General features: G+C 69.0%; 11 protein-coding genes and 1 pseudogene. 6 read left to right on the top strand and 6 right to left on the bottom strand.

Annotation, left to right across the window (positions count from 1 at the left end):
* Positions 1–54: 54 nt before the first annotated feature.
* The 3 genes and pseudogenes from AB0H36_RS47080 to AB0H36_RS47070 form a co-directional block, all read right to left on the bottom strand.
* Positions 55–312, bottom strand: a pseudogene (locus AB0H36_RS47080) (FAD-dependent oxidoreductase); the annotation flags it as partial.
* An 85-nt stretch (positions 313–397) separates the two neighbouring features.
* On the bottom strand, positions 398–1,915 hold the full coding sequence (glpK, locus tag AB0H36_RS47075; RefSeq protein ID WP_360538588.1) for a glycerol kinase GlpK: 1,518 nt from the start codon (positions 1,913–1,915) through the stop codon (positions 398–400).
* 39 nt (positions 1,916–1,954) lie between these two features.
* On the bottom strand, positions 1,955–2,791 hold the full coding sequence (locus tag AB0H36_RS47070; RefSeq protein WP_360538585.1) for an MIP/aquaporin family protein: 837 nt from the start codon (positions 2,789–2,791) through the stop codon (positions 1,955–1,957).
* 216 nt (positions 2,792–3,007) lie between these two features.
* Here AB0H36_RS47070 and AB0H36_RS47065 point away from each other — a divergent pair, with 216 nt between their 5' ends.
* From AB0H36_RS47065 to AB0H36_RS47040, 6 genes are read left to right on the top strand one after another with little or no spacing between them, the layout of a single operon-like run.
* Positions 3,008–3,730 (top strand): ATP-binding cassette domain-containing protein, encoded by a 723-nt coding sequence (locus tag AB0H36_RS47065; protein WP_360538582.1) that lies wholly within the window; start codon positions 3,008–3,010, stop codon positions 3,728–3,730.
* Positions 3,727–4,455 carry a hypothetical protein gene (locus tag AB0H36_RS47060; protein ID WP_360538579.1) on the top strand — a complete coding sequence of 243 codons (729 nt, stop codon included), beginning with the start codon at positions 3,727–3,729 and terminating at the stop codon, positions 4,453–4,455. Before AB0H36_RS47065 ends, AB0H36_RS47060 begins: the two co-directional genes overlap by 4 nt.
* A gap of 16 nt (positions 4,456–4,471) precedes the next feature.
* Entirely contained in the window at positions 4,472–5,596 is a 1,125-nt protein-coding gene (locus tag AB0H36_RS47055) for a histidine kinase (protein ID WP_360538576.1), read from the top strand.
* Positions 5,593–6,258, top strand: coding sequence for a response regulator transcription factor (locus tag AB0H36_RS47050; RefSeq protein WP_360538574.1), 666 nt, complete (start codon positions 5,593–5,595; stop codon positions 6,256–6,258). The genes AB0H36_RS47055 and AB0H36_RS47050 overlap by 4 nt, the downstream gene beginning before the upstream one ends.
* A 52-nt stretch (positions 6,259–6,310) precedes the next feature.
* On the top strand, positions 6,311–6,835 hold the full coding sequence (locus AB0H36_RS47045) for a SigE family RNA polymerase sigma factor (protein WP_360538571.1): 525 nt from the start codon (positions 6,311–6,313) through the stop codon (positions 6,833–6,835).
* Positions 6,832–8,004: a hypothetical protein gene (locus AB0H36_RS47040; protein ID WP_360538569.1), complete on the top strand. Its 1,173-nt coding sequence runs from the start codon at positions 6,832–6,834 to the stop codon at positions 8,002–8,004. Before AB0H36_RS47045 ends, AB0H36_RS47040 begins: the two co-directional genes overlap by 4 nt.
* Positions 8,005–8,149: 145 nt before the next feature.
* Here AB0H36_RS47040 and AB0H36_RS47035 read toward each other — a convergent pair whose 3' ends face one another.
* From AB0H36_RS47035 to AB0H36_RS47025, 3 genes are all read right to left on the bottom strand, one after another.
* Positions 8,150–9,181: a dipeptide ABC transporter ATP-binding protein gene (locus tag AB0H36_RS47035; protein WP_360538591.1), complete on the bottom strand. Its 1,032-nt coding sequence runs from the start codon at positions 9,179–9,181 to the stop codon at positions 8,150–8,152.
* Positions 9,182–9,261: 80 nt separating this feature from the next.
* Entirely contained in the window at positions 9,262–10,278 is a 1,017-nt protein-coding gene (locus AB0H36_RS47030) for an ABC transporter ATP-binding protein (protein WP_360538567.1), read from the bottom strand.
* Positions 10,279–10,354: 76 nt separating this feature from the next.
* Positions 10,355–11,415: ABC transporter permease (locus AB0H36_RS47025; protein ID WP_360538565.1), on the bottom strand; the 1,061-nt coding region annotated here is incomplete at its 5' end.

Below are 11,415 nucleotides of genomic sequence, written 5' to 3'. Positions count from 1 at the left end.
GTTGTCCCGCACCCACCTGCGGTGCTGGTGCGGGTAATGGACGGGCACCGGCTACACCTGGTGCGGCGCCTGGGGTTGCTGTTCCCGCCCGCGCTCCTGCAACGCCTCGTGCACCAGCCGGAAGTCGAGCATCTCCAGGTAGCGCAGACCACCGTGCATCAGCTTGCTGGACCGGCTGGAGGTGCCGCTCGCGAAGTCACGCGCCTCCAGCAGTCCGGTGGTCAGGCCCCGGGTCGCGGCGTCGAGGGCCGAGCCGGTGCCGACCACCCCGCCACCGATCACCAGGACGTCCAGTTCCCGTCCGTCGGCCATCGCGTCGATGGCCTCGGTCCTCGCTTGCGGTGACAGAGCCACTGCGCCCACTGTGCTGTTCCTTCCGATTCCGTGTGTTGCCAGATCAGTCGACGTCGACCCAGTCGAGGGTGCGCTGGACGGCCTTCTGCCAGCCGGCGTACCCCTTCGTGCGCTGCTCGTCCGACCACTGCGGTTCCCACCGCTTGTCCTCGTTCCAGTTCTGGACCAGCTCGTCCTTGGTCTTCCAGAACCCGACGGCCAGCCCGGCCGCGTACGCCGCGCCGAGCGCAGTCGTCTCCGCGACGACCGGCTTGCTCACCGGCACGCCGAGGATGTCCGCCTGCATCTGCATGCACAGCTCGTTGGCGGTGATACCACCGTCCACCTTCAACACGTCCAGCGTGACACCGGAGTCCTTTTCCATGGCGTCGGCGACGTCCTTGCTCTGGTAGCAGATCGCTTCCAGTGTTGCTCGGGCCAGGTGAGCGTTGGTGTTGAAGCGCGACAGCCCGACGATCGCGCCGCGGGCGTCGGAGCGCCAGTACGGCGCGAACAGGCCGGAGAACGCGGGCACGAAGTACACCCCGCCGTTGTCCTCGACCTGCCGGGCCAGCGTCTCGGTCTCGCTCGCGCCGGAGATGATGCCGAGCTGGTCGCGCAGCCACTGGACCGCCGACCCGGTCACCGCGATCGAGCCCTCGAGCGCGTAGACCGGCGCCTCGTCGCCGAACTTGTAGCACATCGTGCTGAGCAGGCCGGCCTTCGACCGGACCAGCTCGGTGCCGGTGTTCAGCAGCATGAAGTTGCCGGTGCCGTAGGTGTTCTTGGCCTCGCCCGGGTTGAAGCAGACCTGGCCGACGGTCGCCGCCTGCTGGTCACCGAGGTCACCGGTCAGCGGCACCACTCCGCCGAGCGGCCCGTTCGCCAGCGTCTCGCCGTACTTGTTCGGGTCCGACGACGGGCGGATCTCCGGCAGCATCTGCCGGGGGATGTTGAAGAAGGAGATCAGCTCGTCGTCCCAGTCGAGCGTCTCCAGGTTCATCAGCATCGTCCGGCTGGCGTTCGTCACGTCGGTGATGTGGACGCCGCCGTCGGTGCCGCCGGTGAGGTTCCACAGCACCCAGGTGTCGGTGTTGCCGAACACGGCGTCACCTGCCTCGGCCGCTTCCCGGACGCCGTCGACGTTCTCCAGGATCCACTGGATCTTGCCGCCGGAGAAGTACGTCGCCGGCGGGAGCCCCGCCTTCTGCCGGATCACGTCGCCCTTGCCCTCGCGCTCCAGCGCGGAGGCGATCCGGTCGGTCCGGGTGTCCTGCCAGACGATCGCGTTGTAGTACGGGCGGCCGGTCCGCCGGTTCCAGACCACCGTCGTCTCGCGCTGGTTGGTGATGCCGAGCGCCGCCAGGTCGCTCGCCTGCAGCCCCCTCGCGTTCATCGCCGTGCGGATCACCGAACTGGTCCGCTCCCAGATCTCGACCGGGTTGTGCTCGACCCAGCCGGCCTGCGGCAGGATCTGCTCGTGCTCCAGCTGGTGGATGCCCACCTCGTTGCCGGAGTGGTCGAAGATCATGAACCGGGTGCTCGTGGTGCCCTGGTCGACGGCGCCGACGAAGTCAGCCATGGAAAGTCCTCTCCTCACAAAGCTCTGTGCTGCGCTGGATCATGCCGTCTTCTCCTCCTCGGGAACCCGGCCCGGCTCCTCGTCCTCGTCGCTGACCGGCAGGTTCCGGCCGATCAGCAGGTCGTAGAGGAACGCGCCGATGAGCGCGCCGATGATCGGTCCCACGATCGGGACCCAGAAGTACGGATCCCCGAACTGGTCCTTGAAGGCTCCCCCGTAGCCGGTCAGGTAGGAGGCGAGCCGCGGCCCGAAGTCACGCGCCGGGTTGATCGCGTACCCCGCCAGCGTCCCCCAGGCCATCCCGATCCCGACCACCAGCAGGCCGATGATGAACGGGCCGAGGTTCGCCGCCGGGGCAGTGTTGCGCAGGTCGATGATGGCCAGGATGACCAGCATCAGGATCGCCGTACCGATGATCTGGTCCAGGAAGCCGCCCCACATCCCGACCCCGAGCTCGACGCTGCCGTTGCCCGGCAGGGTCGAGAACACGCCCTGGCTCTTGATGGTCAGGCCGGGGTCGAACTTCTCCAGGACCTTGTCGTAGTTCCAGCGGACCACCAGAGCCGCCGCGAACGCACCCAGGAACTGTGCACCGATGTAGGGCAGCACCTTCCGCCAGGCGAACCCGCGGAAGGCCGCCAGCGCGATGGTCACCGCGGGATTGATGTGGGCACCGCTGACCCGGGCTGCCACGTACACGCCCATGGTCACCCCGATACCCCAGGCCCAGGAGATCGAGTCGTGATCCCCGATTCCACCGGCCACCACCTGGGCGACCACGCCGACACCGAACAGGATCAGGATGAACGTGCCCGCGAACTCCGCGGAGCACTCCCCCAGAAGGGTTCTCGCTTTGACCGTTTCCGTCGTAGCCATGCCGAACCTCCCTTCCACGCCGTGACGACCACGGCTGGGTGGAATGTAGGAGCGATCGCGAGGCGGCACAACGCTCGTCGTTCGACATTGTCGAACGCCGCCGGTCGTCGGCCCGGCTGCGACACACAGCACTACGACTTTGGGCGTACGGCGGGCCGCCGAGCGGTGTGCTCGGGAGGGACGACCGACGCCCGGCCGCCTTCCTAGCGTCGAGACATGATCGAGACAAGAGCACTGACCAAGCGGTACGGCGGCCGGACCGTCGTCGACGACCTGGACCTGACGATCCGGCCAGGCCGGGTGACCGGGTTCCTCGGGCCGAACGGGGCCGGCAAGACCACCACGATGAGGATCGTGATCGGCCTGGCCCACCCGACCAGCGGCACGGCCACGATCGACGGCCGCCGGTACGCGGACCTGCCGGATCCACTCCGCCGCGTCGGCGCCGTGCTGGAGGCGACCCCGATTCAGCGCGGACGTACGGCGTACCGGCATCTGCTCGCGCTCGCGCAGACCCACGGCATCCGGCCCGCCCGGGTCGAGGAAGTGCTCGGGCTCGTCGGGCTGGGCGCGGCGGCCGGTCGGCGGGCGGCCGACTTCTCCCTCGGGATGCGGCAGCGGCTCGGCATCGCGGCCGCGCTGCTCGGCGACCCGGCCACGCTGATCCTGGACGAGCCGACGAACGGGCTCGACCCGGCCGGGGTGCACTGGCTGCGGAACCTGCTGCGATCGTTCGCGGCCGAGGGGCGGACCGTGCTGGTGTCGTCACATCTGATCAGCGAGATGGCGTTGACGGCCGACCAGCTGGTCCTGATCGGGCGCGGGCGGCTGCTGGCCGACGTACCGGTGGATCAGTTGGCTCGTGGTGGCGAGTCGTTGGAGGACGCTTACCTGCGGGTGACCGGCGAGTCCGTCGAGTACGCCGGGGGTGCGCTGTGAAGGTGTTGCAGTCGGAGTGGACGAAGCTGACGTCATTGCGGTCGAACTGGCTGGTGCTCGCGGGAGTGCCGGTCGCATTCACTGGGCTCTCCGCGTTGATCGGGGCGAACAGCAGCGGACCGGCAGACCCCACGCTGGCGGTCGGCGGTGGATTCCTGCTGTACGCGCTGGCCGTCGGTGTGCTGGGGGCGCTGATGATGACGGGCGAGCATCAGTCGGGGCTGATTCGGGCGACGCTGGCCGCCGTACCGCAGCGGTTGCCGGTGCTGTGGGCCAAGGCAGCGCTGCTCTGCTTTGCGGTCGGGCCGATCCTGGTCGCCGCGTACTTCGGTGCCTTCCTGGCCAACCAGGCGTTCGCCGACGACGCGCTCTCGCTGGGTGATCCGGGGATCGTGCGGGCCCTGTTCGGCGCGGTGGGCGCCACCATCGCGGCTGGGCTGATGGGGCTCGCGCTCGGCACGATCCTGCGCAGTACGCCGGGGTCGATCGCGGCGTACGTCGTCGGTCTCGTCGTACTGCCGCCAGTGCTGCTCGGTGCGCTTCCTACGTCCGTGCAGCACACACTGTTGCCGTACTTCCCCACGCTGGCGCTGCAGGGGATGTTCCAGGTCGGGGAGCCGGGTGAGGCGATGTTCGGGCCGGGTGCCTCCGGGCTGGTGGTCCTCGGGTGGGTCATCCTGATGCTGGCGGGGGCTGCCGTCGTACTGCGGCGCCGGGACGTGTGAAGGTCGGGTGATCACGATGCGCCGGTCGGCACTGGTGCAGGACATTGTCCTGGCGGTGCTCGTCGCCGGGATCGCCCTGCCGTCGACGCTGGGCGGCGCGGACGCAGCCGGTGTGCTCGGGTCCGGCTCGGGGGTGGTCGGGTGGGCCTGGCTGCTGTTCGTCGCCGTCCACGTGCCGTTGGTGTGGCGTCGCCGTACGCCTGTGGTCGTGTTCTGGGTGGTGCTGGCGCTGGTCGGGCTGTGTGTGCTGACTGGGGTGACCGGGGTCTTTCTGATCTTTGTGCCGTTGTTCGGGTTGTACACGTTGGCGCGGCACGCACGCTGGGCGGCCGTCTGGCCTGGGGTTGTGGTGAGTGTTGTCGTGCTGGTCGTTGCCGGTGCGGCGAGCGGCGCGTCGTGGGAGACGTTGACCGGGATCGGCGCGGTCCTCGCGGTCGGGTGTCTGCTCGGGGTCACGTGGCGGTTGCGAGTGGCCGCGGCGGCGGAGCGGGCTCGGCACCTGCAGCTGGAGCTCGACAGTCAGGCGCGGATGGCGGTTGCGGCTGAGCGGGGTCAGGTGGCGCGTGAGGTGCATGATGTGGTCGCGCACAACTTGGCCGTGATGGTGGCACTCGCTGATGGCGCGGCGGCGACCATCTCCACTGATCCCGGCCGAGCGGCCGGGCTGATCGAGCAGACGGCGGCCACCGGGCGGTCGGCGTTGGGCGAGATGCGGCGGTTGGTCGCCGTACTGCGGGCTGAGGAAGGCGCGCCGGATCGGGCCGGGCTCGACTCGCTGCCTGCACTCGTCGACCAGGTGCGGGAGGCCGGGTTGCGGGTCGAGCTCAGTACGTCGGGGCGCCTGGACGTACCGCCGGACGTCGGATTCGTTGCCTACCGCATCGTCCAGGAAGCCCTCACCAACACCCTCAAGCACGCCGGGCGCACAGCCTCCGCGGAGGTCCACCTCGTGCAATCGCCCAATCGTTTGACGGTCGCGGTGACCGACACCGGCGGTCCAGCGGATGGGGCCGGGACCGGCGGGCATGGGTTGGCTGGGCTGACCGAGCGGGTGGCGGCACGGGGCGGGACCTTCGAGGCCGGCGCGACCGCGCAGGGCTGGCGGGTCGAGGCCGCACTGCCGTTGGGAGACCACGCGTGATCAAGGTGCTGCTGGCCGACGACCAATCGCTGCTGCGACTCGGCTTCCGGGCGTTCCTCGGACAGGAACCCGACCTCGAGGTGGTCGGCGAAGCCGGGACCGGCCAGGAGGCGGTGTCGATGACGCGCGCGCTCCGGCCGGACGTCGTACTCATGGATGTGCGGATGCCCGTCCTCGACGGCATCGCGGCGACCCGGCAGATCATCGACTCCGGCTGCGAGAGTCGGGTGCTCGTGCTGACGACGTTCGACCTCGACGAGTACGTGTACGCCGCCCTCCGCGCCGGCGCGTCCGGCTTCCTCCTCAAGGACGCCCTCCCCGCCGACCTGATCGCCGGCATCCGCACAGTTGCCGCCGGCAACGCCGCAGTCGCCCCCACGGTCACCCGCCGCCTGATCGAGCGCTTCACGCCCCACCTCCCGCACCCCACCCGCACCGACCCCCTCGCAACCCTCACCACCCGCGAACGCGAAGTCCTCCTCCAGGTAGCCCGCGGCCACTCCAACCAGGAGATCGCCACCCACCTCCACCTCACCGAATCCACCGTCAAGGTCCACGTCAGCCGAATCCTCGCCAAACTGACGCTCCGCGACCGAGCCCAACTCATAGTCCACGCCTACGAACACAGCATCATCCACCCTGGCGCGGATCCAACCGTTTGAGGTGGTCGTTGCGTCTGGGTGGGTGAGAAGGGAACCCGGCAAGGGGGAATTGATGGGCGAGGGAGTGGGCTCTGCGGGGTTTGCCGCGTTTGCGGGGAGTCGGCATGGGGCTTTGTACCGGTATGCCTATTTGCTCGTCGGGGAGCGGGGGTTGGCTGAGGATCTGGTGCAGGAGGCCTTGATCAAGACGTATGTGCGGTGGGGGCGGCTGCGGGATCCGAGTGCGGCTGAGGCTTATACGCGGAAGGCGATGACCAGTACGGCGATCGGGTGGTGGCGGCGGAAGGCCTGGCGGGCTGAGCGGCCGCGGGATGACGTGCCGGATCGGCCTGTCGACGGGGATGACGCTGCGGTTCGGGTGTGGTTGAGGGGTGAGTTGCGGCGGTTGCCGCCGCGGCAGCGGGCGGCGTTGGTGTTGCGGTACTACGAGGACCTGACCGAGGTGCAGACCGCTGAGGTGCTCGGGTGTTCCGTCGGGACGGTGAAGAGCCAGGTGTCGGCCGCGTTGGCGAAGTTGCGGGCGCGGCTGGGCGGGGACGCCGTACTGATCATGGAGAAGGCGGGGATGACGGAGTGACCGACCTGTTGCGAGACATGCTGGCCGAGCAGGCGGACGTCGAGCCGCCGGCACTCGACCTGGACGGAATCGTCGCGACCGGCGACCGTCGGCTGCGCCGGCGCCGGGTCGCCTCGGTGGCCGGCGCCGCGCTGGTCACCCTGGCCGTCGTCGCGGGCGGCATCACCGGCGTACGCATGGTCAGCGGCCCGGACGACCCGCCGGTCGCCACGTTCGCCGAGCGCCGGGCGACGTACGCGGTCGGCTCCGAGATCCATTACGGCGCCGACGTCATCTCCGTCGCGCCGCACAAGGTCAGCGCCTTCGTCCAGGTCGACTCGGGGTTCGTGTTCACCACCGCGGAGGGCGGGGTCTTCGTCGCGAACAAGAACGGCGTTGACCGGATCGAGCCCGACAACACGACCGATCAGCTGACCGCCGACGACCGCGGCAACCTGGTCGGCTGGGTCGAGCTGCGCAACAACGACGCCGACTCGGTCGTGTACGACGTCGCCGCCGGCCGCGAGATGGTCCGCACGGCGACCGGCAATGACTTCCCGCCCGGCGGCTCGATCGCAGTCGGCCCCCGGGTCGTCGCGATCGACGGCGACACCGCGTACTTCGGCACCCTCGACGGCCTCTACCGCTGGAACGTGAAGACGAACAAGGGAGAACTGGTCGCCGAGGTGCCGCCGAACGCGGTTCGCGCGGTCGTCGACGGCCAGATGGTCTACCAGCAGCCGTTGACGCAGCCCGGCCCGGGCACCCGACTGACGATCGGCCCGACGCTCGAGGATTCCGGCGGGCCGCGGTTCACCGGCCAGCAGGCGTTCCTCTCCCCCACTGCCAAGTACCTAGCGACCCAGCCGTACGACCCACGCCTGGGCATCGATCCGGGATGGGCCGCCGCCCACGTGTTCGAGGTGGGGTCGGACCGCAGTGTCGGGCAGCCGTACGCCTACTCCACCGTGGTCTTCGGCCAATGGCTCGACGACGACACCTTCACCGCAGTCGGCGAAGTCCGCAGCTCCCGGTCCAGCCAGGCGGATCTGCTCACCTGCTCCGCCGAGACCTTCGCCTGCAAGGTCGCCGTCCCCGCCTTCTCCACCTTCACGTTCAGTACGACGCCGCCGCGTGTGACTCCCTTCGCCGTCCCGACAGGCAGCCGGATCATCGACCTCTACAGCTGATATGGAGTGAGTTTCTGTCAAGTGGCAGGTTGAGGCCCCCGTCGCGGTTGTGTTCCGGGGCGGGCGCCTCGTGGCTTCGTCGGCTGGGTGGTGGTTGAGCGTGTCGTTGGCGACGCGCGGTCAGTCTGATATGCGCTGGGTTGGTTCAGCTGTCCTGGGTGTCCGGGCTGGGCGCCGGGGCGACCGGCTTGTCCTGCGGCTGGTTCTCCGGGAAGTGGCACGCGACCTGGTGCCCGGGGGCCAGCTGGAGCAGCGGCGGCTCGGTGGTCTTGCAGATCTCCTGCGCCTTCCAGCAGCGGGTGTGGAAGCGGCAGGCCGGCGGCGGGTTGATCGGGCTCGGCACGTCGCCGACCAGGCGGATCCGCTCCTGCTTGCCCTTGCGCTTGGTGTCCGGCACCGGTACGGCGGACAGCAGCGCGACCGTGTACGGGTGCATCGGCTTCTCGTACAGGCTGACCCGGTCGGCGAGCTCGACGATCTTGCCGAGGTACATCACCGCGACCCGGTCCGAGACGTGCCGGACGACGGACAGGTCGTGAGCGATCATCACGTAGGTCAGGTCGAACTCGTCCTGCAGGTCCTCGAGCAGGTTCACCACCTGTGCCTGGATCGACACGTCCAGCGCGGACACCGGCTCGTCGGCGACGATCAGCTTCGGCCGCAGCGCGAGCGTCCGGGCGATCCCGATCCGCTGCCGCTGACCGCCGGAGAACTCGTGCGGGTAGCGGTTGTAGTGCTCCGGGCTCAGGCCGACCAGCTCGAGCAGCTCCTGCACGGCCTTCTTCACGCCGTGCTCGGTCTTCACGTTCTGCAGCTTGTACGGCGCGCCGACGATCTTGCCGACCGTGTGCCGCGGGTTCAGCGAGCCGTACGGGTCCTGGAAGATCATCTGCACGTCCCGCCGCAGCGGCCGCATCTTGCCTTCGGACAGGTGGCTGATGTCGTGGCCCTCGAAGATGATCTGGCCGGCGGTCGGCTCCAGCAGCCGCGTCAGGAGCCGGCCGGTGGTGGTCTTGCCACAGCCGGACTCGCCGACCAGGGACAGCGTCTCGCCCCGGCTGACGTCGAACGTCAAGCCGTCGACCGCCTGCACAGCGCCGGTCTGGCGCTGCAGTATGCCCTTGCGGATCGGGAAGTGCTTGACCAGGCCGTTCACCGACAGCAGCTGCTCGCCCATCTTGGGCGCCTGGACCCCCGGCACGGCGGTCGGGTCGGTGTCAGCAGTGGTCCCAAGGTCGGTCACAGTCGTCGTCCCGTTCACAGCTTCGGCTTGATGTCGGTCTCCCACGCCTTCTGGCGCTCCTGCGGGGAGAGGTGGCAGGCGACCTTGTGGCCGGACCCGATGTCGAGCAGCTCGGGTCGGTCGGTCTCGCTGGCGCCGCCGTTCAGGTGCGCGTAGGTGCAGCGCGGGTTGAACGGGCAGCCCGGCGGCACGTTGATCAGGCTCGGCGGCGTGCCCTTGATCGGGATCAGCCGCTCCGAGCGCTCCCGGTCGATCCGCGGCATCGAGCCCAGCAGACCCCAGGTGTAGGGGTGCTGCGGCCGGTCGAAGATGTCCTCCGCGGTGCCGTACTCGATCGCGCGGCCGGCGTACATCACCTGGATGTCGTCGGCCAGCTCGGCGACCACGCCGAGGTCGTGGGTGATGATGATGACCGCGGAGTTGAACTCCCGCTGCAGGTCCCGGATCAGGTCCAGGATCTGCGCCTGCACGGTCACGTCGAGCGCGGTGGTCGGCTCGTCGGCGATCAGCAGGTCGGGGTCGCAGGACAGCGCCATCGCGATCATCGCGCGCTGCCGCATCCCCCCGGAGAACTGGTGCGGGTAGGCGTCCACGCGCTTGTCCGGCTGCGGGATGCCGACCCGGTCGAGCATGTCGATCGCGTGCTTGCGCGCGACCTTGCTGCTGACGTCGTTGTGCACCCGGTAGGCCTCGATGATCTGGCGCCCGACCGTGTAGAAGGGGTGCATCGCCGACAGCGGGTCCTGGAAGATCATCGCCATCCGCTTGCCGCGCAGCCGGCGGACCTCCTCCCGGCTGGACGAGATCAGGTCCTGCCCGTCGAGGACGACCTCGCCGCTGATGTTGGCAACGCCCGGCTTGTGCAGGCCCATGATCGACAGGCTGGTCACACTCTTGCCGGAGCCGGACTCCCCCACGATGCCGAGGGTCTTGCCGCGCTCGAGGCTGAACGACAGCCCGTCGACGGACTTCACCAGGCCGTCGTCGGTCGGGAAATGGACCTTCAGGTCGCGGACATCCAGAAAGCTCATCGGCGTCCTCCCTTCGGTCCGGGCGCCGATGAGGCACGAATCGCGCTGTACTTGATGGTGAGCTCGCTCCGCTCTCTCACTTCGCCCTCACCCTCGGGTCGACCACGGCGTACAGGAGATCCACGATCAGGTTCGCGAGGATGATGAACATCGACGCGACCAGGACCACGCCCAGGATCTTCGGCAGGTCGTTCTGCACGATGCCGTCCACCGCGTACTTGCCCAGGCCGTTCAGCGAGAAGGTCTTCTCGGTGAGCACGGCGCCGCCCAGCAGCAGACCGATGTCGAGGCCGAAGATGGTCAGGATCGGAGTGAGCGCGGCGCGCAGCCCATGCTGGACCACCACATTTCCCTCGGGTAGGCCTTTCGCCCGCGCGGTCCTGATGTAGTCCTCGTTCATCGTCTCCAGCATGCCGGCGCGGGTCAGTCGCGCGTACTGCGCGGAGAACAGGAACGCCAGCGTGATCCAGGGCAGAATGAGCGCCTGCGCCCATTTGAACGGATTTTCCGTGAACGGGACATAGGTGCCCCCTGGGACCGTCCATCCCAGGTGATAACTGAAAATGCTCAGGCAGACCAGCCCGGTGAAGAAGATCGGCAGTGAGACCCCCGCCAGCGCCGTGCCCATCGCCGCCCGGTCGAAGACCGACCCACGTTTCAGCGCCGACAGGACACCGGTCGAGACCCCGAACACGAGCCAGATCGCCGCGGCGCCGACCGCGAGCGACAGCGTCACGGGGATCGCCTCGAGGAGGTCCGGCCACACCGGGCGCTTCTTCAGGAACGAGTAGCCGAGGCAGGGAGCGGGGCACTTCTCCACGCCGGCGCCGTAGTCGTACTCGGCGCCGACCACGACCCCCTTGGCCCAGTTGGCGTACTGCACCGGGACCGGGTCGTAGAAGCCGAGGTTCTGCGCGGTCGCCTTCACGGTCTCCTCGGTCGCCGCCCGGCCGACGTACCGGGTGGCGAGCGTCTCGGGCGTGGCGCCGGCCATCCGCGGCACCAGGTAGAAGATCGAGAACGTGATGACGCTGACGATGAACAGCAGGCCTATGGCGGCGACCAGGCGCCGGACGATGTAACTGAGCACTGTTGTGCGGCGCCGGCGCCCGGGCCCGGGGGTACCGGCCGGGCGCC

This window comes from Kribbella sp. NPDC050820 (genome assembly GCF_040653975.1).
GTDB lineage: Bacteria > Actinomycetota > Actinomycetes > Propionibacteriales > Kribbellaceae > Kribbella.
Note: the sequence above shows the minus strand (reverse complement) of the source record. Positions and strands in the feature narration are given on the sequence as shown.